At 49.7% G+C, this 19,330-nt stretch carries 21 protein-coding genes; 14 read left to right on the top strand and 7 right to left on the bottom strand.

The window, feature by feature from the left end:
• Positions 1-31: 31 nt before the first annotated feature.
• The 3 genes from bamE to nadK all read right to left on the bottom strand — a co-directional run bounded on the left by bamE (position 32) and on the right by nadK (position 3,191).
• Positions 32-379, bottom strand: a complete 348-nt coding sequence (bamE, locus tag SC127_RS03440; protein ID WP_215845832.1) for an outer membrane protein assembly factor BamE — start codon at positions 377-379, stop codon at positions 32-34.
• Positions 380-566: 187 nt separating this feature from the next.
• Entirely contained in the window at positions 567-2,228 is a 1,662-nt protein-coding gene (gene recN, locus SC127_RS03435) for a DNA repair protein RecN (protein ID WP_215845833.1), read from the bottom strand.
• Positions 2,229-2,312: 84 nt separating this feature from the next.
• The gene (gene nadK, locus SC127_RS03430) at positions 2,313-3,191 is read right to left on the bottom strand and encodes an NAD(+) kinase (protein WP_243077376.1); all 879 of its coding nucleotides are present in this window, start codon (positions 3,189-3,191) and stop codon (positions 2,313-2,315) included.
• A gap of 122 nt (positions 3,192-3,313) precedes the next feature.
• Between nadK and grpE the strand changes: the two genes are divergently transcribed.
• Positions 3,314-3,895, top strand: coding sequence for a nucleotide exchange factor GrpE (grpE, locus tag SC127_RS03425; RefSeq protein ID WP_215845835.1), 582 nt, complete (start codon positions 3,314-3,316; stop codon positions 3,893-3,895).
• 57 nt (positions 3,896-3,952) lie between these two features.
• On the opposite strand, the gene ung is transcribed toward grpE, so the two are convergent.
• Complete coding sequence (ung, locus tag SC127_RS03420; protein WP_332625236.1) at positions 3,953-4,633, bottom strand: uracil-DNA glycosylase; 681 nt, start codon at positions 4,631-4,633, stop codon at positions 3,953-3,955.
• A gap of 260 nt (positions 4,634-4,893) precedes the next feature.
• Here ung and grcA point away from each other — a divergent pair, with 260 nt between their 5' ends.
• Complete coding sequence (grcA, locus tag SC127_RS03415; protein ID WP_243077378.1) at positions 4,894-5,277, top strand: autonomous glycyl radical cofactor GrcA; 384 nt, start codon at positions 4,894-4,896, stop codon at positions 5,275-5,277.
• A 228-nt stretch (positions 5,278-5,505) separates the two neighbouring features.
• Here the strand turns inward: grcA and srmB are convergent, their stop codons facing one another.
• Positions 5,506-6,834, bottom strand: a complete 1,329-nt coding sequence (gene srmB, locus SC127_RS03410; protein WP_215845836.1) for an ATP-dependent RNA helicase SrmB — start codon at positions 6,832-6,834, stop codon at positions 5,506-5,508.
• A 163-nt stretch (positions 6,835-6,997) separates the two neighbouring features.
• Here srmB and trmN point away from each other — a divergent pair, with 163 nt between their 5' ends.
• On the top strand, positions 6,998-7,747 hold the full coding sequence (trmN, locus tag SC127_RS03405; protein ID WP_332625233.1) for a tRNA(1)(Val) (adenine(37)-N(6))-methyltransferase TrmN: 750 nt from the start codon (positions 6,998-7,000) through the stop codon (positions 7,745-7,747).
• Here trmN and nadB read toward each other — a convergent pair.
• Positions 7,732-9,393: an L-aspartate oxidase gene (nadB, locus tag SC127_RS03400; RefSeq protein ID WP_243077380.1), complete on the bottom strand. Its 1,662-nt coding sequence runs from the start codon at positions 9,391-9,393 to the stop codon at positions 7,732-7,734. The genes trmN and nadB overlap by 16 nt on opposite strands.
• Before the next feature lie 376 nt (positions 9,394-9,769).
• On the opposite strand from nadB, the gene rpoE reads away from it, so the two are divergent.
• The 11 genes from rpoE (at position 9,770) to acpS (ending at position 19,079) form a co-directional block, all read left to right on the top strand.
• Complete coding sequence (gene rpoE, locus SC127_RS03395; RefSeq protein ID WP_243077381.1) at positions 9,770-10,348, top strand: RNA polymerase sigma factor RpoE; 579 nt, start codon at positions 9,770-9,772, stop codon at positions 10,346-10,348.
• A 27-nt stretch (positions 10,349-10,375) separates the two neighbouring features.
• The gene (gene rseA / locus SC127_RS03390) at positions 10,376-11,029 is read left to right on the top strand and encodes an anti-sigma-E factor RseA (RefSeq protein ID WP_332625232.1); all 654 of its coding nucleotides are present in this window, start codon (positions 10,376-10,378) and stop codon (positions 11,027-11,029) included.
• Entirely contained in the window at positions 11,029-11,985 is a 957-nt protein-coding gene (gene rseB, locus SC127_RS03385) for a sigma-E factor regulatory protein RseB (RefSeq protein WP_215845838.1), read from the top strand. Before rseA ends, rseB begins: the two co-directional genes overlap by 1 nt.
• Complete coding sequence (gene rseC, locus SC127_RS03380) at positions 11,982-12,446, top strand: SoxR-reducing system protein RseC (protein WP_215845839.1); 465 nt, start codon at positions 11,982-11,984, stop codon at positions 12,444-12,446. Before rseB ends, rseC begins: the two co-directional genes overlap by 4 nt.
• Positions 12,447-12,664: 218 nt before the next feature.
• Positions 12,665-14,464, top strand: coding sequence for a translation elongation factor 4 (gene lepA, locus SC127_RS03375; RefSeq protein ID WP_243077383.1), 1,800 nt, complete (start codon positions 12,665-12,667; stop codon positions 14,462-14,464).
• Between the two features lie 9 nt (positions 14,465-14,473).
• Positions 14,474-15,448: a signal peptidase I gene (gene lepB, locus SC127_RS03370; protein WP_215845840.1), complete on the top strand. Its 975-nt coding sequence runs from the start codon at positions 14,474-14,476 to the stop codon at positions 15,446-15,448.
• Positions 15,449-15,579: 131 nt separating this feature from the next.
• Complete coding sequence (rnc, locus tag SC127_RS03365) at positions 15,580-16,260, top strand: ribonuclease III (RefSeq protein ID WP_215845841.1); 681 nt, start codon at positions 15,580-15,582, stop codon at positions 16,258-16,260.
• Entirely contained in the window at positions 16,257-17,162 is a 906-nt protein-coding gene (gene era, locus SC127_RS03360) for a GTPase Era (RefSeq protein ID WP_215845842.1), read from the top strand. Before rnc ends, era begins: the two co-directional genes overlap by 4 nt.
• Positions 17,163-17,166: 4 nt before the next feature.
• Positions 17,167-17,895, top strand: a complete 729-nt coding sequence (recO, locus tag SC127_RS03355) for a DNA repair protein RecO (RefSeq protein ID WP_332625230.1) — start codon at positions 17,167-17,169, stop codon at positions 17,893-17,895.
• 72 nt (positions 17,896-17,967) lie between these two features.
• Complete coding sequence (gene pdxJ, locus SC127_RS03350) at positions 17,968-18,699, top strand: pyridoxine 5'-phosphate synthase (RefSeq protein WP_243077386.1); 732 nt, start codon at positions 17,968-17,970, stop codon at positions 18,697-18,699.
• Complete coding sequence (acpS, locus tag SC127_RS03345) at positions 18,699-19,079, top strand: holo-ACP synthase (protein ID WP_243077387.1); 381 nt, start codon at positions 18,699-18,701, stop codon at positions 19,077-19,079. The genes pdxJ and acpS overlap by 1 nt, the downstream gene beginning before the upstream one ends.
• Here acpS and SC127_RS03340 read toward each other — a convergent pair.
• Positions 19,076-19,324, bottom strand: a complete 249-nt coding sequence (locus SC127_RS03340) for a YfhL family 4Fe-4S dicluster ferredoxin (protein ID WP_243077388.1) — start codon at positions 19,322-19,324, stop codon at positions 19,076-19,078. The genes acpS and SC127_RS03340 overlap by 4 nt on opposite strands.
• Positions 19,325-19,330 lie beyond the last annotated feature (6 nt).

Below are 19,330 nucleotides of genomic sequence, written 5' to 3'. Positions count from 1 at the left end.
ATGCGCCTTTTTTATCATTCTTGATCCCACACTAACCGCGTTTTGGAGTCAGGTTCGGCTTGTTATCAATGTTTGTGAGTACGCCATTACCGTCAAAGTTAAGCGTCAGCGTCTGCTGTTTTACGCTTTCATGACCCGGTTCCTGACGGAAAACGTAATACCAGACATTGCTGCCAAACGGATCTTTCATCATTGGAGTACCCAGCGTGTAAGCAACTTGTTGCTGAGTCATGCCGGTATGAATCTTGGCCACATCATTAGCAACCAGGTAATTACCCTGATTGATATCCGGACGATAAACCACGCGCTCTAAAGTGGAACATCCGGCGGTCATCATTAACATTACCACTGCCGCGGCAGTCAGCGTTTTACAGCGCATTTATACATTCCTTTTCTGGGGCCAAACGCCTTTCAACAGGCTTTTTGTTGCCATCAAAATCTGAACTCTGCTTGCGGCAGGCTTTATTACTTTGGCGACATAAGGTGCCGATGATAATAAACCTTTTCGCTATTGGGAACCTCTACAGAGCATGCATATGACCGCGCTGTGTTAAAAAAGTGCCTTCTTAGGCCGCTAAAAGTTCTTTAGCGTTAGCAAGCGTGTTGCGAGTGACTTCACTGCCGCCCAGTAAACGCGCCAGTTCTTGTAGGCGGGCTCGCTTATCCAGCGGCTGCATATGCGTTTCTGTCATCTCACCGTCCGTCTCTTTGCTAACGAAGAAATGTTGATGACCACAGCCCGCAACCTGCGGTAAATGCGTCACGCACATGACCTGAGTAGACTCGCCTAACTGGCGCAGCAGCTTGCCCACTACCGCGGCCGTAGGTCCGCTGATACCGACATCAACTTCATCGAAAATCATTGCCGGCGTTTCCATTTTCTTCGCGGTAATAACCTGAATGGCCAAGGCGATACGGGAAAGCTCACCGCCTGAGGCAACTTTACCCAATGGTTGCAAAGGTTGACCCGGGTTAGTCGTAACCTGGAAATCAACGCGGCTGGCGCCGTCAGCTGTGAGCTGATCAGGATTAAACATCAGTTCAATAGTGAAGCGGCCATGCGGCATCGACAACATATGCATGCTTTGGGTGATCAACTGCTGCAATTCATTTGCGAACTTCAAACGCTGTTCATGCAATTGCTCAGCGCTGTGCAATGCAGCTTGATAGTGCTCAGTTACCAGAGTTTGCAAGCTCTCTTGATCACTCTCTTGCTGCGAAAGCAGCTCTGCTTCTGCCAACAACTGCTGATGAAATTCAGGTAAACCTTCAGGCGTGACATGATGTTTACGCGCTAACGCGATCTGCCGAGAAATGCGCATCTCTAATTCGTACAAGCGGTTTGGATCAAGATCCAGGCTGTCGCAGTAGTGACGCAATTCATCGCTGGCTTCGCTGAGCTGAATCGCTGCTTCTTCAAGCAAATTGAATACGCCACTGACTTTATCGTCGAGCGTAACCAGTTCTGACAACATCTGACGAGCGCTATAAAGCAGGCTATTCAGATTGCTGTCATCACTGTCAGCCAACAGTTGTAAAGCCTGCTGGCTGGTTGAAAGAAGTTGACCGCTGTTAGCCAGGCGTTTGTACTCTTCATCAATCTGCTCATATTCACCCGCTTGCGGCGCAAACTCATTCAGCTCTTTCAACTGATACTGCAGTAGTTCGCGACGCGCTTCGCGTTCAAACGCCAGTTGCTGATGCTGTGCCAGTGTGCGACAGCTCTGATGCCAGGTTTGATAGTGGCTGCGCATGCGCTGTAGCAAATCGTCATGACCAGCATAAGCATCTAAAAGGTGTTTTTGATGATCGGCTTTGAGCAACAGCTGGTGAGCATGTTGACCATGAATTTGGATTAGCAACTGGCCGAGATCACGCAGTTGAGAAAGCGGGACAGCAGTACCATTAATGAAACCACGTGAACGGCCATCTGCGCTGATGATACGGCGAAGCAGACATTCGTTGCCATCATCAAGATCATTCTCTTCCAGCCAGCGCTGGGCTGAAGGTGATAACTTTAACTGGAAGCGGGCACATAAATCGGCCCGGCTGGCACCCTGACGTACCATGTCAGCCTCAGCACGGCCGCCAAGGCATAAACCCAGCGCATCAATGGCAATGGATTTACCTGCACCGGTTTCACCAGTGATTGCTGTCATACCGCGTTGAAAATCAATGTCGAGCTCACGAACGATAGCGAAATTACTGATGGTCAGTTGTGCCAGCATAGAATCACCTGTATGTAAAAACAGATATGGTTTTTCATACAGTATAAACTGGTTTTTTATCCAGTAAAGAGGGCACGCAATTTTTTAAAATAATTTTTTTGACCAGCCGAGTTTGGAGCTTAGCGTATTGAAATAGCTATAATTTTTTGGATGGATGAGGTTAAGGTGATTCTCGCTACGCCTGATCAGAACATCTTCACCTTCCTGTATAGGCAAGGCAATTTGGCTGTCACAGCTGATTTCCAGGTCACTACGCCGTGATGAAAAACGTAATCGAATCGTACTGCTGCTGTTAATCACCAATGGACGCGCGGACAAGGTATGCGGAAACATAGGCACTAAAACAATGGCATCCAAAGAGGGGGTCAATATTGGGCCGCCGGCAGAAAGTGAATAGGCCGTTGAGCCGGTTGGCGTAGAAATAATTAAGCCATCTGAACGCTGTGAAAAGGCAAATACTTCGTCAATATAGACTTCAAATTCAATCATATGTGCGACTTTGCCAGGATGAAGTACGACTTCATTTATCGCGCTACCAATACGTGGTGAACAGTCATGCCTGCAAACCTGCGCTTCCAGCAAAAAGCGGCTTTCGACAAAATAATTACCCTGCAACACTTCATCTAATTGCTGTTGAGCATTATCAGGATCGAGATCGGTTAAAAAGCCTAAATTGCCGCGGTTAATACCAATCACTTTAATGTCATAACGCGCCAGTACACGCGCTGCGCCCAGCATGTTTCCATCACCGCCAACAACAACCGCAAGATCGGCTTGTTGACCGATTTCTGCAAGCGTACCGGTTTGCACATCATGCAGGGAAAGTTCCTGCGCGATCTGCTTCTCAACGATCACTTGATAACCTTTGGCTGTTAGCCAGCGCCAAAGCATTTCGTGGGTGGTGAGCGCAGTAGGATGACGTGGATGACCCACGATACCAATGCAGTTAAAGTGTTTGTTCATGTAATGGGTATTCCTTATAAGCTAAAACGGCAAGGCAATGTGATAGGTTCCCTTGAAACCGCCAAACCGATCCCCATAATAAGCCAACCAGCGAAATGAATGTGCAAAACGCGGAGAAATTCATGAGTAGTAAAGAACATAACACCCCTAACGAGCAAGTCTCAGACGAAATTGAGCAGGATCAGCAGCAACCACAGGACGCGGAGACAGCGGTTGAGGTGGATTCTCGTGATGAGCGTATCGCCCAACTTGAAGCCGAATTAGCGCAATCTCAGACCGGCGTTCGTGATGCGCAGCTGCGCGCGCAAGCAGAGATTGAGAATATTCGTCGTCGTGCTGAGATGGATGTAGAGAAGGCGCACAAGTTCGCGTTAGAAAAATTTGCTAACGAACTGCTGCCTGTTATCGACAGCCTTGAGCGTGCGATGGAAGTGGCTAATAAAGAAGATGAGAAGCTGGCGTCTATGATTGAAGGCATTGAACTGACGCTGAAATCCTTATTGGGTGCAGTACGTAAGTTTGGTGTAGAAGTCATTGGCGAAACGGGTGTGCCGTTTAATCCAGAAGTGCATCAAGCTATGTCAATGATGGAATCTGAAGATTTCGAACCGAATCACGTCATGTTAGTGATGCAGCGCGGCTATACCTTAAATGGTCGTCTGTTACGTCCGGCAATGGTTGCGGTAGCAAAAGCCAAAGGCTGAGTTTACGTCTGAAAATTGCTAGACGGCCGCGCATTGTCGCGGCCGTTTGCATTTGGCTTATTCAGGCAGAACAGGTGTCCAGTTAATGGGCGTTTTGCCTTCTTCAGTCAGAATCGCGTTGGTTTTAGAAAAGTGCTGACACCCAAAAAAACCACGATGTGCTGAAAGCGGGGAAGGGTGCGGAGCCTGTAAAACGTGATGGCGCTCGCGATCGATAATGCTGCCTTTTTTCTGCGCGTGAGAGCCCCAGAGTAAAAAGATCACACCTTCCCGATGTTGGTTGATGGCTGCAATGACATTATTCGTGAATGTTTCCCAGCCGAAACGCGCATGCGAATGCGCTTTTCCCGCTTCTACGGTTAAAACCGTATTCAGCAACATCACGCCTTGTTTAGCCCAGCTTTCGAGAAAGCCGTGATTGGGTTTTTGGAAGCCCTCAATATCTTGCTGCAACTCTTTATACATATTCTGTAGGGAAGGCGGGGTAGGAACGCCCGGCAACACTGAAAAAGCCAGACCATGCGCCTGGTTTGGGCCGTGATAAGGATCCTGTCCTAGAATAACAACCTTAATATCATCCAGTTCAGTTAAGCGAAACGCATTAAAAACATCTTTTTGGGGAGGATAAACAGTTACCCCTGCAGCACGCTCATTGGCAACAAGTTTTAAGGTTTCAACGAAGTAAGGTTTCTCTTTCTCTTCTGCCAGCACATCATGCCAGCTCAGCTTTTCAGCCATGTTTAGCTCCTTCAAAAATCGATGTCTTAAGCTTAGCTGTTCTCGCTAAAGAGCAGAAGGGTAAAAATATTTTAAAAAGACAACAAATGTTGATCAATGTTGTTCAGATAAATCAATAAGATAATAAAAGCGATTTTTTTTGCCCCGATGAGATTGATGCAGGTCAAATCTTCATCACTTCAACAATGCTATACCAACGCCTCTATTTGATTTCTTCACCAGATTGGCAATAGTCAATGCAATGCCTTGGAGGCTCAATCATGATTACTGGTATCCAGATTACTCAGGCTAACAATCCACAACTTCTCAACTCTTTCTGGCTGCTGGACGATGAGAAAGCAGAAGCGCGTTGCCTGTGCGCGAAAGGGGATTATGTAGAAGATCAGGTTGTAGCGGTGAAAGAGCTGGGTGAAATTGCGTATCGTGAAGTGCCATTGGAAATGAAGCCGCAGGTTCGCGTGGAAGGGGGGCAGCACTTAAATGTGAATGTGCTAAGCCGTGAAACGCTGGAGGATGCGGTTAAACACCCAGAGAACTATCCGCAGTTAACCATTCGTGTTTCAGGTTATGCGGTACGCTTTAATGCACTGACACCTGAACAGCAGCGTGACGTGATTACCCGCACTTTTACTGAAAGTTTGTAATAACGGCGTTCCGGCGTTTATGAATCATTGGTAGAAAAAAGAGACAAGACTCACACAGCATGTTTTCTTTTTATAATTATAAAGATAGAAAGAAATAACACCTTTCAGCGTGAGTGAACATTAGCTTTATACTGATCAGAGCTTAGTTTCATCTCCAACGCGTTATTAATCGTTATATAAACAAAAAAATCGCCTTTTTAGGAGGCGATTTTTTGTCTGGGTGTCGATTTATTCAGCTTTACCGGTAGTTGCTGCTTCACCGCTCGGCTTGCGGCGTTTGCCGACGTTTTTCATGTCACGATGACGTTTCTTCACACGTGGCTTTTCAACTTCTTTATCTTTGTTCTCAGAGCGCTTCGCAAGCACCTTTTTCGACGGTTTACCTGTCGCTTTTGCACTTGGTGCTCGCGTAGTCGGGCGCAACTCATCGATGGTACGAATCTTTATCGGCTCATTGACATAGCGGGTGATTTTACCCAGCAAGATATGGTCATGCGCTTCAACTAACGATATCGCGATACCTTTACGGCCCGCACGAGCGGTACGGCCAATGCGGTGTAAATAGGTATCTGCGGTGCGTGGCATATCAAAGTTGATGACGTGACTGACGTCATCAATATCGATACCACGCGCGGCAACATCGGTCGCGACTAAAACATTGATTCGGCCATCTACCAAGCGTTTCAGCGCTTCAGTACGCTTAGCCTGCACCATCTCACCTTCAAGATAGCTGCTACGAATCCCTGCATCATGTAACCAGCTTACCAGCTCGTGTAAACGTTCACGCTTACGAACAAACACAATGGTACGCGTAGCTTCTGGCTGCTTTAACAGATGAACAAGCAGCTTGGTTTTATGCTCGAGATCATCAGCGCGGTAATACCACTGCTGGATTTTTTTACGCTCGCGACGGCTTGGATCGGCTTCAAGCTCAACCGGATCGTTAAGCAGACGCTCAGCAAAATCTTTGATGTTCTCGCCTTCCAGCGTTGCGGAAAACAGCATCGTCTGTTTGCGCCAACGCGTTTCAGCGGCGATGGTTTCGATATCCTGCGCAAAACCCATGTCCAGCATGCGGTCGGCTTCATCAAGAATCAGCGTCTCTACGGCGCGGCAATCAAAGTTCTCTTCTTTGATGTACTGCAACAGGCGTCCGGTCGTGGCAACGACGACGTCCTGATTCTCGCTGAAGACTTCAGCATGGTTCATGTAGGCGACGCCGCCGGTAATGGTCGCGATGTCGAGATGAGTATGTTTAGCCAGTTCACGCGCTTGATCGGCAACCTGCATGGCCAGTTCACGCGTTGGCGTGAGGATCAAAATGCGCGGTGGGCCTGATTTCTTACGTGGAAAGTCGAGTAGATGCTGCAACGCCGGTAGCAAAAATGCGGCGGTTTTCCCGGTCCCGGTAGGTGCCGAACCCAGAACGTCGCGGCCCTCCAGAGCGGGCGGAATAGCAGCAGCCTGGATCACTGTTGGGCGCGTGTAGCCTTTTTCCTGCAGCGCTTCTAGCAGGCTTTCGTCAAGTTCGAGTTCGGAGAATGTGGTTACTGTCATGGTCTACCTCAGTTTGGGGCGCTGATTATAGACAGATCAAACATAATCTTCATCTGTTAATCCGCATCCTCTGCGTCCGGCATCGTCTGTTACGTGAATTCCACTACACGTCACGTTACACTGATGCGCTGTCGTACGGCAGAAAAATCAATGGTAGCAGAGAATGATGCAGGACAAACCGGCTGGGCGGCCCCAGTTAAAAAAGAATGGTTTTACCTTTAAACAGTTTTTTGTTGCACACGATCGCTGCGCAATGAAAGTGGGCACTGATGGCATTTTATTAGGTGCATGGTCGCCCATTGCCAATGTAAAACGCATTTTAGATATCGGTAGCGGAAGCGGACTTATTGCGCTGATGCTGGCTCAACGCACGCCGGAAACCGTTCATATTGATGCGGTTGAACTGGATAGCCAGGCGGCACAGCAAGCACGCGAAAATATTCAACAGTCACCCTGGTCAACACGCATTCATGTTCACCCGCAAGATATTGCCTCGTGGGCTGAAAACAGCGAACAACGTTATTCATTAATTGTCAGTAATCCACCTTATTTTGCGCCTGGCATTGCGTGCTCAAGTCCCGAACGTGACAGTGCGCGCTCGACCGCGACGCTCGATCATCAAACATTATTGCGTAGCGCAGCGTTACTCATCGAAGAAGATGGCTTTTTTTGTGTAGTGCTGCCAGAAACGGTGGGGCAAGACTTTAGCGCGTTAGCGCTGGCTGATGGCTGGCATTTACGTTTCCGCCTTGACGTGGCGGAATACGCAGAACGTCCGCCACATCGTGTACTGCTCGCTTTTTCGCCCAGCCCAGGCGAAACGTTACTTGAACGCCTCGCTATCCGCGCTAAGGACACCCATTACTCCGAAGATTGGTGCGGCTTAACGCGTGACTTCTATTTGTTTATGTAAGCATCGGGAGCCAGTATCGTTGGCAAGGCTTCCGGCAGTAGATCAGGGTAATCGAGAGTGAAGTGCAGGCCGCGGCTCTCTTTTCGCTCCAGCGCACAGCGCACCATGAGATCCGCGACCTGCACCAGATTACGTAACTCTAATAAGTTATTGGAGAGCCGGAAGTGAGCATAATATTCATTAATTTCTTGCTGCAGCAAATTAATGCGGCGAAGCGCTCGCTCCAGCCGTTTAGTGGATCGGACAATCCCCATGTAATCCCACATAAATAACCGTAATTCATGCCAGTTGTGTTGAATCACAACGCGCTCGTCGGCGTCGTCCACTCGACTTTCATCCCACGCTGGCAACGTATCCACGAGGCTAATTTCAGGCAGCGTACGGATTAAATCTTCCGCTGCAGACCAGCCATAAACCAGACATTCCAGCAACGAGTTTGAGGCCATGCGGTTAGCGCCGTGTAAGCCGGTATAACTGACTTCACCGATAGCATATAAGCCGTTTACATCGGTACGACCTTGTTGGTCAACCATGACGCCGCCGCATGTGTAATGCGCCGCCGGTACTACCGGTATGGGGTCTTTAGTTAAGTCAAAACCGAAAGTCAGCAACTTCTCATAAATCATGGGAAAATGAGCGCGGATAAACTCTTCAGGCTGATGGCTTATATCAAGATACATACAATCTACGCCTAATCGCTTCATTTCATGATCGATTGCGCGTGCCACCACATCACGCGGCGCTAATTCTCCGCGCTGATCAAAGTCAGGCATAAAACGAGTGCCATCTGCACGAACCAGTCGAGCACCTTCACCGCGCAGCGCTTCTGTGAGCAAAAAATTTTGCGCTTGTGGATGAAACAAGCAGGTCGGGTGAAACTGATTGAATTCAAGATTAGCCACGCGGCTACCGGCGCGCCAGGCCATGGCAATGCCATCGCCAGAAGCAATATCTGGGTTAGTTGTGTATTGATAGACTTTCGCTGCGCCACCTGTCGCCAGAACCACCGCTCGCGCGCAGCAGGTTTCAACTTGTTCGCGATTACGGTTCCAAATCCAGGCACCTACGACCCGACGTGGCCCTGGCAAGCCAAGTTTATCGGAAAGTATGAGGTCAACGGCATTGGTACGTTCGAGTATGCGAATATTAGGATGGTTTAGCGCCTGGCTAACTAAAGTCGTTTCGACTTCACGTCCGGTAGCATCAGCGCTATGTAAAATGCGGCGGTGGCTGTGCCCGCCTTCTTGGGTCAGGTGATAACGCATATCACCGGCAGCCTGCGGATCGAGATCAAAGGCAACGCCATTATCAATCAGCCATTGCACACAATGACGGGCATTGTTGGCGATAAACGAGACAGCGTTGCGGTCACATAATCCTGCGCCAGCAATTAATGTATCTTCAATATGAGAATCGATACTGTCATTTTCATCAAAGACTGCGGCAATGCCGCCCTGAGCATACAGCGTAGACCCTTCATTCACCTGCGCTTTGCTCAATACGGTGACGTTGTACTGCTGAGCTAAACGCAGCGCCAGGGATAAGCCTGCAGCGCCACTGCCTACAATCATGACATCGCACTGATAATCTGGAAGTGAGTGAGTTTTCATAGTGTTTAATTTACTAAACAAGGATGGGCCGAGCATAAGCTTTATGTCGATTTCTGTGAAGTATTTTGAACAAATTATCGACTCTAAAATCTCTTTTTTAAAATATATAGTTTCTTATCAGCGAGTTAGTACACGCATGGTTTAAAAAGTGTTTTTTATACCAAACATAGATGTGGGTAAGGATTTAAAGATGAAAAAGCCGTTGTCATGGGTTACTCTGCCAGCGATTTGCGCTCCTTACATTGAACGATAAACAACAAGCTGCATGATCTGCAGCGGAGCGGTAATAATCAGGGCGATAAGTGAACTTTACGCCATATCATGACTCTAAGCGCATGCTTGCTCAGAACAATGAGATGTGCTGGCAGTTCCTTTACGCATTAGAAATGAATTTGGGGAGACATTACCTCGGATGAGCGAGCAGTTAACGGATCAGGTTCTCGTTGAGCGGGTTCAGAAGGGAGATCAAAAGGCTTTCAACTTACTGGTTATTCGTTACCAGCATAAAGTGGCGAGCCTGGTTTCACGCTATGTTCCCTCAGGGGACGTGCCTGACGTAGTTCAGGAGTCTTTCATTAAAGCTTACCGCGCACTGGACTCGTTCCGTGGCGATAGTGCTTTTTATACTTGGCTGTATCGAATTGCGGTCAATACCGCTAAAAATTACTTAGTTGCTCAGGGGCGTCGTCCACCTTCTAGTGATGTGGATGCAATTGATGCGGAAAACTTTGAAAGTGCAGGTGCACTGAAAGAAATTTCGAACCCTGAGAACTTAATGTTGTCAGAAGAACTGAAACAAATTGTCTTTCGTACCATTGAGGCGCTTCCTGAGGATTTGCGTATGGCAATCACCCTCAGGGAACTGGATGGGCTAAGTTATGAAGAAATTGCCGCCATCATGGATTGTCCGGTAGGTACCGTACGTTCGCGTATCTTCCGTGCACGAGAGGCTATTGATAATAAGGTTCAACCGCTTATCCAACGTCAGTGATAACGGCTACTGGAAGGGTACTTAGGCATGCAGAAAGAAAAACTTTCCGCTTTAATGGATGGTGAAACCCTTGATAACGAACTTTTTTCGGCGTTATCAAAGGATGCTGAGCTACAGAAAAGCTGGGAAAGCTACCATCTGATTCGCGACACAATGCGTGGCGATGTTGGCGATGTCCTGCATTTTGATATATCTGCAAGCGTAGCTGCTGCTATCGAAAAAGAGCCGCTGCGTAAAATCACTACGTTGATTCCTGAAGCGCAGCCAGAACCGTCTCGCTGGGAAAAAATGCCGTTCTGGCACAAGATGCGTCCGTGGGCTGCACAGTTAACGCAGGTCGGCGTTGCAGCTTGTGTTTCTCTGGCTGTGATTGTGGGTGTTCAGCATTACAATCAGCCAGGAAGCAGCAGCGTTGAATCTTCAGATTCGCCGGTATTCAATACGCTGCCCATGATGGGCAAGGCATCCCCCGTCAGTTTAGGTGTGCCGTCTGATGCATTTGATACTAACAGCGCTAATCAACAGGTTCAGGATCAACGTCGTCGCGTTAATGCCATGCTGCAGGATTATGAATTGCAGCGTCGTTTGCACGCTGATCAACTGCAGTTTGAAACTGACGCGCCTAAACAAGCGCAAACCAATGTTCCCGGAACTCAATCCTTAGGAATTCAGCAGCAGTAATGAAGCAGCTTTGGTGTGCCGTTAGCCTGCTGGCAGGCAGTCTGCTTTGGTCATCTACCGCCCCAGCGCAAACCTCTGCGTCTGGGGCGTTGTTACAACAGATGGAGCAGGCAAGCCAGAACCTCAACTACGAATTCGCCTATATCAACGTTTCTCGCATCGGTATTGAATCGCTGCGTTATCGTCATGCCGTGATTGATAACCGCGTTTTCGCTCAGCTATTGCAGATGGATGGACCGCGCCGTGAAATTATTCAGCGCGGTAACGATATTAGCTATTTTGAGCCCGGCCTTGATCCTTTCTCTCTGCCAGGTAATCACATCATTGATGCGTTACCGTCACTGATTTTCGCCGACTTCTCAAAACTCAGCAGCGCTTACGATTTCATTACTGTTGGCCGTTCTCGTATCGCCGATCAAATGTGCGATGTACTGCGCATTGTTTCGCGCGACGGCACGCGCTACAGCTATGTAGTCTGGCTGGATGTGGATACTAAGTTGCCGTTGCGAATTGATTTACTGGACCGTGATGGCGAAACACTTGAGCAATTCAGGGTAATCAGTTTTGCTGTTGATGAAGGCGTACGTAATCTGATGCAAGGGCTGGAGAAAGCGAATTTACCGCCATCACTCTCCGTGCCGAAAGGCGATAAAGCGACGCTGACGTGGCAGCCTTCCTGGATTCCAGCGGGCATGGCGCTTGTGTCCCAAAATCGTCGTGACATCCCGGCAATGAACAAAAGTGTCGAATCACGGCTTTACAGTGACGGCCTGTTCAGTTTTGCCATTAACGTTACCTCAGCCGATAAAAGCAGCACGACCCAGACATTGCGCACTGGACGTCGTACCGTACAAACCGTTTTGCGTAATAATAGTGAGATAACGGTCGTCGGCGAGTTACCGCCTACGACGGCAAAACGCATTGCGGACAGCATCGATTTAGGGTCACAAAAATGATGAGAGAATGGGCCACCGTGGTGGCATGGCAGGATGGTATCGCAACGTTGCATACTGAGGCGAAAACCTCCTGTAGTAGCTGCTCAGCGCGTAAAGGTTGCGGCAGCCATATGCTTAACAAGCTTGGCCCAAAGAATGCTCATGTCATGCAGATCGCCAGCAGCAAACCGCTGGAACCGGGCCAACGTATTGAATTGGGTATAAAAGAAAGCAGTCTGCTCGGTTCAGCGTTACTGGTATATATGACACCGCTGTTTGGCCTTTTCCTTCTTGCTGGCCTATTTCAGGCGCTATTTAATAGTGATCTTGCGGCAGCGAGTGGGGCCTTATTAGGCGGCATTGGCGGTTTTATTGTGGCAAAAGGTGTGTCGATGAAATTTGGTGACCGCGAAGCCTTCCAGCCTGTAATACTCAATATCGCTTTACCGCCTGATGCGCTGCGCGTTGAAAGCGAAGCGTGATCCTCATCCAGGCCGCATAGCTCGCGGCCTTCGTCATGTCCCCTCTCGCCACAATCTGTTGTGATTCCATCACGTTCCATTCTTTTATGCGCGGCCTTAACAGTGTAATATGCGTCGTCATTAATGAGGCTGACAGGATTGTGGGTAAAGAGCGATCTTCCTGAATGTGTCTGTGCTCAGGTTTCCAACTGATTTTCTACGTGAAGATATTCATATAAATGAAGCACATCCGAAATTTCTCCATCATCGCGCACATTGACCACGGCAAATCGACGCTCTCTGACCGCCTGATTCAAATTTGTGGTGGCTTAACCGATCGCGAAATGGCTGCGCAGGTTCTGGATTCCATGGACCTGGAACGCGAGCGCGGTATTACTATCAAAGCGCAAAGCGTAACTCTCGATTATAAAGCGTTAGACGGCGAAACTTACCAGCTCAATTTCATCGATACTCCGGGACACGTTGACTTCTCTTATGAAGTTTCTCGCTCATTGGCTGCCTGTGAAGGGGCATTGCTGGTGGTGGACGCCGGGCAGGGTGTAGAAGCGCAAACCCTGGCTAACTGTTACACAGCGATTGAGATGGATCTGGAAGTGGTGCCGGTCCTAAACAAAATTGACTTGCCAGCGGCCGACCCCGATCGTGCGGCGCAAGAAATCGAAGATATTATCGGTATCGATGCCACTGATGCGGTTCGCTGCTCAGCTAAAACCGGCGTTGGCGTCCCCGAAGTGCTTGAGCGACTGGTACGTGATATTCCAGCACCGGAAGGTGATCCTGATGCGCCGCTTCAGGCGTTGATCATCGATTCCTGGTTCGACAACTATCTTGGCGTGGTGTCACTGGTGCGTGTTAAGAACGGCACCATGCGCAAAGGCGACAAGATCAAAGTTCTGAGTACGGGGCAGGTTTACAATGCCGATCGCCTTGGCATCTTTACGCCGAAGCAGGTTGATCGCACGCAGTTAAACTGCGGTGAAGTAGGCTGGTTAGTTTGTGCGATTAAAGACATTCTTGGCGCACCCGTAGGCGATACTTTAACTGGCGCACGTAACCCAGCCGATAAAGCATTGCCAGGCTTCAAAAAAGTGAAGCCGCAGGTCTACGCGGGTTTATTCCCAATCAGCTCTGATGATTACGAAGCTTTCCGTGACGCGTTGGGTAAACTCAGCCTGAACGATGCTTCTCTGTTTTATGAGCCAGAAAGCTCTACCGCGCTAGGCTTCGGTTTCCGCTGTGGCTTCCTCGGTTTGCTGCACATGGAAATCATCCAGGAACGTCTGGAGCGTGAATACGATCTCGATCTGATCACCACCGCACCAACAGTGGTCTATGAAGTCGAAACCACCGGTGGTGAAGTGATCTATGTCGACAGCCCATCCAAGCTGCCGCCACTGAACAATATTCAAGAACTGCGTGAACCGATTGCAGAGTGTCATATGCTGCTGCCTCAGGAATATCTGGGCAACGTCATTACGCTATGCATCGAGAAGCGTGGCGTGCAAACCAACATGGTTTACCATGGCAATCAGGTTGCGCTGACGTATGACATTCCAATGGCTGAAGTGGTTCTCGACTTCTTTGACCGATTGAAATCGACGTCACGCGGCTATGCCTCGTTGGATTATAACTTTAAACGTTTTCAAGCCTCTAACATGGTGCGCGTCGACGTTCTGATCAACTCTGAACGTGTAGATGCGCTTGCGCTCATCACCCATAATGAAAATGCACCGTATCGTGGACGTGAACTGGTTGAGAAAATGAAAGAACTCATCCCACGTCAGCAGTTCGATATTGCAATTCAGGCGGCGATTGGCAACCACATCATTGCTCGCTCAACAGTTAAACAGCTGCGTAAAAACGTTCTCGCCAAGTGTTATGGCGGTGACGTTAGCCGTAAGAAGAAACTGTTGCAGAAGCAGAAAGACGGTAAGAAGCGAATGAAGCAGGTCGGTAACGTTGAGCTGCCGCAGGAAGCGTTCCTTGCCATTCTGCATGTCGGTAAGGACAGCAAATAAGGACTTACAATGGCTAATATGTTCGCCCTGATTCTGGCGATAGCAACACTGATTACAGGCATTATCTGGTGTATCGATCGGTTCAAATGGGCGCCTGCACGTCGTGCCCAACAAGCCGCAGCGCAAGCACAGACAGGTAACACGCTGGACAGCAAAACGCTGGCAAAAGTGTCGCCACAGCCCGGTTGGATTGAAACGGCAGCGTCCGTTTTCCCCGTTCTCGCGGTGGTGTTCATTGTGCGTTCGTTTATCTACGAACCGTTCCAGATTCCGTCTGGATCAATGATGCCAACACTGTTAATTGGTGATTTTATTGTGGTTGAGAAGTTCGCATATGGCATTAAAGATCCCATTACGCAAACCACACTCATTCCCACTGGTCAGCCAAAGCGTGGTGACATCGCGGTATTCAAATACCCGAAAGATCCAAGCCTGGACTATATCAAACGTGTTATTGGCTTGCCTGGCGACAAAGTCACTTACGATCCTTACAGTAAAACGCTGACGGTGAATCCGAACTGCAACCAGGATAAAGCTTGTACGACTGCGTTGCCGGTGACTTATACCGATGTGGCACCAAGCAGCTTTATTCAGACCTTCAGCGGGTTTGATGGTAACGAAGCCGGTAATGGCTTCTACCAAGTCCCTCAGGGTGAGAACATGCGCGGCGGTTTGCGCCTGGGTACACGTAAAGAGACGCTGGGTAATGTTACTCATGACATTCTGCTGGTGAACGAAGCACAAAGTCAGGCGGGGATGTATTACCAGCAGCCAGGCCATCCACAGTCAAGTTGGGTGGTGCCGCAAGGGCAATATTTCATGATGGGCGATAACCGTGATAACAGCGCCGACAGCCGCTACTGGGGCTTTGTCCCAGAACGCAATCTGGTCGGTAAAGCGGTCGCTATCTGGATGAGTTTTGATAAACAAGAAGGTCAGTGGCCAACCGGTGTTCGACTCAGTCGAATTGGCGGCATTCACTGACAGTAATCGCCTGATCCTCAGGCAATCAAGTGGCCTCCAGCGGGAGGCCACTGCACACCAAACAGAATGTGTTGGAATCTCAGCCCTGTTTGGTATGCAGAGTCACAGACGCAAAAAAGAACTGGAATCGCATGAACCCCATCTTGATTAACAAGCTTCAGCGCAAACTGGGCTACACTTTTATTCATCCGGAATTGTTACAGCAAGCGCTCACACACCGTAGCGCAAGCAGTAAACATAACGAGCGTCTTGAGTTTCTTGGCGATTCTATTCTCAGCTATGTGATTGCAAATGCACTTTATCACCGCTTCCCGCGGGTAGATGAAGGTGACATGAGTCGCATGCGTGCCACGTTGGTACGCGGTAATACGCTGGCTGAGATGGCACGAGAGTTCGATCTTGGCGAATGCCTGCGTTTGGGCCCGGGTGAACTGAAAAGCGGCGGTTTCCGTCGCGAATCCATCCTCGCGGATACGGTGGAAGCGCTGATTGGCGGTATCTTCCTCGACAGTAGTATCCAGACGGTGGAACAACTGATCCTTGACTGGTATCAGACGCGCCTGGACGAAATCAGCCCTGGCGACAAACAAAAAGACCCTAAAACGCGCCTGCAAGAGTATTTGCAAGGTCGTCATCTGCCGCTACCAAGTTATTTAGTGGTGCAGGTGCGTGGCGAAGCCCACGATCAGGAATTCACCATTCACTGTCAGGTGAGTGGCATGGCCGAACCGGTAGTGGGCGTAGGCTCCAGCCGCCGTAAAGCAGAACAAGCAGCCGCTGAACAAGCGCTGATTAAGTTAGGACTCGAATGAGCGAACACGTTACCTATTGCGGCTTCGTCGCAATTGTAGGCCGACCCAATGTCGGCAAATCCACTTTACTGAACCAGTTGCTGGGGCAGAAGGTGTCGATCACCTCGCGTAAGCCGCAGACCACGCGCCACCGCATTATGGGTATTCATACCGAAGGCGCTTATCAGGCGATTTACGTCGATACGCCGGGCTTGCACATGGAAGAGAAGCGCGCGATTAACCGCCTGATGAACCGTGCAGCCAGCAGCTCAATCGGCGATGTTGAGCTGGTGATTTTTGTTGTAGAAGGCACGCGCTGGACACCAGATGATGAAATGGTGTTGAACAAGCTGCGCGACGGCAAAGTGCCGGTACTGCTTGCTATAAACAAGGTCGACAACGTTCAGGATAAAAGCATTCTGCTGCCGCATCTGAAGTTCCTTAGCGAACAGATGAACTTCATGGATATCGTACCGATCTCTGCAGAAAGCGGTAAAAACGTCGATACCATTGCCGCAATTTGCCGCAAGCACCTCAAGCCCGCTGAGCATCATTTCCCGGAAGATTACATCACCGATCGCTCACAGCGCTTTATGGCATCTGAGATCATTCGTGAAAAGCTGATGCGTTTCTTGGGTGCTGAGCTGCCTTATTCGGTCACCGTTGAGATTGAACGCTTCGTCTCTAATGAACGTGGCGGTTATGACATCAATGGTCTGATTCTGGTCGAACGTGAAGGGCAGAAGAAGATGGTGATCGGTAACAAAGGCGCCAAAATCAAAACCATTGGTATCGAAGCACGTAAAGACATGGAAGACATGTTTGAATCAAAAGTGCATCTCGAACTGTGGGTGAAGGTGAAATCGGGTTGGGCAGACGACGAACGTGCGCTGCGTAGCCTGGGTTATGTAGACGATCTCTAATCCGATGGAAGGCTGGCAACGCGCCTTTGTGCTGCATAGTCGCCCTTTCAGCGAGACCAGCCTGCTGCTCGATCTGTTTAGCGAGAGTCAGGGCCGGGTGCGTGTCCTTGCCAAAGGCGCACGCTCCCGGCGTTCACAGCTTAAAGGTGCGTTGCAGCCGTTTACACCGCTGTTAGTTCGCTGGAGTGGGCGTGGCGAGGTCAAAACGCTGCGCAATGCAGAAGCCGTGTCGCTGGCTTTACCGTTAAACGGCACCACGCTCTACTGCGGCCTGTACGTCAACGAGCTGTTGTCTCGCGTGCTGGAGCAGGAAATTCCCTTCTCGGAACTCTTTTTCGATTATCTCAATTGTCTTCAGGAACTGGCTGCTAGCAGCGGCTCGCCGGAGCCGGCGTTACGTCGCTTTGAATTGGCGATGTTGGGCCATCTTGGTTATGGCGTGGACTTCCTGCATTGTGCCGGTAGCGGCGAACCTATTGCTGATGCAATGACCTACAGTTATCGCGAAGAGAAGGGATTTATCGCCAGTTTGGTGGTGAATCAACGCAGCTTTACCGGGCGAGAGTTGCGTGCGTTGTGTGAGCGTGAATTCCCCGACGCGGCGTGCTTACGTGCCGCTAAACGTTTTACTCGCATGGCGCTGAAACCCTATTTAGGGGGCAAGCCATTAAAAAGTCAGGAACTGTTTCGCCAGTTTGTGCCGAAAAAGAAACCCGACGCGGCGAGTGAATAGCGCTGGTCATACCGCTTATGGCTTGCAACACGTTACACTCATAATTTCGACGTTAAAGAACTGAGGATTGTCATGGCTGAGTTGCTATTAGGGGTCAACATTGATCATATCGCCACGGTACGTAACGCGCGTGGCACTCATTACCCCGATCCGGTGCAGGCAGCGTTTATTGCCGAGCAAGCGGGTGCGGATGGAATTACTGTTCATCTGCGCGAAGATCGCCGTCATATCACCGATCGCGACGTCCGTATTCTGCGTGATACCATTCAGACGCGCATGAATCTGGAAATGGCCGTCACGGATGAAATGATCGGCATTGCCTGCGAAATCAAACCGCAATTCTGCTGCCTCGTTCCAGAAAAACGTCAGGAAGTAACGACGGAAGGGGGGCTGGATGTGGCTGGCCAGCAAGACAAACTCAATGCGGCAGTTAAGCTGCTGAGCGAAGCCGGTATTCTGGTTTCACTGTTTATCGATGCCGATCATCGTCAAATCGAAGCAGCCGTGACCAGCGGCGCACCTTATATTGAGATTCACACCGGTGCCTACGCCGAAGCGCCAGAAGGTTTAGCGCGTGAGGCTGAACTCGCACGTATTCGCAAGGCTGCGACTTTTGCCGCCAGCCTCGGTTTGAAAGTAAACGCCGGTCATGGTCTGACTTATCACAACGTACTGCCGATTGCTGCGCTGCCGGAAATGCACGAGCTGAACATTGGTCATGCGATCATTGGACGCGCTGTCATGAGCGGTCTGCCAGACGCAGTAAAAGAGATGAAGCAGTTGCTGAGAGAAGCGCGTCGCTAATGGCTATTCTCGGGCTGGGCACCGATATCGTAGAAATTGAGCGTATCGCGGGAGTGATTGAACGCTCTGGCGATCGTTTAGCGCGTCGCGTGTTGAGTGAAGCAGAATGGCAGCAGTATCAGGCGCATCAGCAGCCTGTACGCTTTTTGGCAAAGCGGTTTGCGGTGAAAGAAGCGGCAGCGAAGGCTTTTGGCACCGGTATTCGCGGTGGTTTAGCCTTCAACCAGTTTGAAGTGTACAACGATGACCTGGGTAAGCCAGGTTTACGCTTTTTTCAGCATGCTGCCGAAGTGGCTCAGCGGCTGGGCGTAAACGCTGTGCATGTCACGCTGGCAGATGAGCGTCATTATGCTTGCGCCACGGTAATCATCGAAAGTTAGCCGTGCAGCTCGACAAACTTTTCCCACAGCGCATCGCGTGATTCGGTGTGCTGTGGATCGATAATAATTGTGTTATCGATAGGGCAGACGCTCTGGCAAGTGGGTACATCATAATGTCCAACGCATTCTGTACAGCGGCTGACATCAATTTCATAAAGCATATCACCCAACGAAATGGCCTGATTCGGGCATTCCGGTTCGCACATATCGCAGTTAATGCATTTGGCCGTGATCAACAGCGCCATAATCCC

It is taken from the genome of Pantoea sp. T14 (assembly GCF_036663535.1).
GTDB lineage: Bacteria > Pseudomonadota > Gammaproteobacteria > Enterobacterales > Enterobacteriaceae > Pantoea > Pantoea phytostimulans.
This window is presented reverse-complemented; position numbering and strand designations above follow the sequence as displayed.

What these genes read in the sequence shown, in the direction of transcription:
- bamE (WP_215845832.1), bottom strand. Translation starts at nt 379, where the DNA reads ATGCGCTGTAAAACGCTGACTGCCGCGGCAGTGGTAATGTTAATGATG.
- recN (WP_215845833.1), bottom strand. Translation starts at nt 2,228, where the DNA reads ATGCTGGCACAACTGACCATCAGTAATTTCGCTATCGTTCGTGAGCTC.
- nadK (WP_243077376.1), bottom strand. Translation starts at nt 3,191, where the DNA reads ATGAACAAACACTTTAACTGCATTGGTATCGTGGGTCATCCACGTCAT.
- grpE (WP_215845835.1), top strand. Translation starts at nt 3,314, where the DNA reads ATGAGTAGTAAAGAACATAACACCCCTAACGAGCAAGTCTCAGACGAA.
- ung (WP_332625236.1), bottom strand. Translation starts at nt 4,633, where the DNA reads ATGGCTGAAAAGCTGAGCTGGCATGATGTGCTGGCAGAAGAGAAAGAG.
- grcA (WP_243077378.1), top strand. Translation starts at nt 4,894, where the DNA reads ATGATTACTGGTATCCAGATTACTCAGGCTAACAATCCACAACTTCTC.
- srmB (WP_215845836.1), bottom strand. Translation starts at nt 6,834, where the DNA reads ATGACAGTAACCACATTCTCCGAACTCGAACTTGACGAAAGCCTGCTA.
- trmN (WP_332625233.1), top strand. Translation starts at nt 6,998, where the DNA reads ATGATGCAGGACAAACCGGCTGGGCGGCCCCAGTTAAAAAAGAATGGT.
- nadB (WP_243077380.1), bottom strand. Translation starts at nt 9,393, where the DNA reads ATGCTCGGCCCATCCTTGTTTAGTAAATTAAACACTATGAAAACTCAC.
- rpoE (WP_243077381.1), top strand. Translation starts at nt 9,770, where the DNA reads ATGAGCGAGCAGTTAACGGATCAGGTTCTCGTTGAGCGGGTTCAGAAG.
- rseA (WP_332625232.1), top strand. Translation starts at nt 10,376, where the DNA reads ATGCAGAAAGAAAAACTTTCCGCTTTAATGGATGGTGAAACCCTTGAT.
- rseB (WP_215845838.1), top strand. Translation starts at nt 11,029, where the DNA reads ATGAAGCAGCTTTGGTGTGCCGTTAGCCTGCTGGCAGGCAGTCTGCTT.
- rseC (WP_215845839.1), top strand. Translation starts at nt 11,982, where the DNA reads ATGATGAGAGAATGGGCCACCGTGGTGGCATGGCAGGATGGTATCGCA.
- lepA (WP_243077383.1), top strand. Translation starts at nt 12,665, where the DNA reads ATGAAGCACATCCGAAATTTCTCCATCATCGCGCACATTGACCACGGC.
- lepB (WP_215845840.1), top strand. Translation starts at nt 14,474, where the DNA reads ATGGCTAATATGTTCGCCCTGATTCTGGCGATAGCAACACTGATTACA.
- rnc (WP_215845841.1), top strand. Translation starts at nt 15,580, where the DNA reads ATGAACCCCATCTTGATTAACAAGCTTCAGCGCAAACTGGGCTACACT.
- era (WP_215845842.1), top strand. Translation starts at nt 16,257, where the DNA reads ATGAGCGAACACGTTACCTATTGCGGCTTCGTCGCAATTGTAGGCCGA.
- recO (WP_332625230.1), top strand. Translation starts at nt 17,167, where the DNA reads ATGGAAGGCTGGCAACGCGCCTTTGTGCTGCATAGTCGCCCTTTCAGC.
- pdxJ (WP_243077386.1), top strand. Translation starts at nt 17,968, where the DNA reads ATGGCTGAGTTGCTATTAGGGGTCAACATTGATCATATCGCCACGGTA.
- acpS (WP_243077387.1), top strand. Translation starts at nt 18,699, where the DNA reads ATGGCTATTCTCGGGCTGGGCACCGATATCGTAGAAATTGAGCGTATC.
- SC127_RS03340 (WP_243077388.1), bottom strand. Translation starts at nt 19,324, where the DNA reads ATGGCGCTGTTGATCACGGCCAAATGCATTAACTGCGATATGTGCGAA.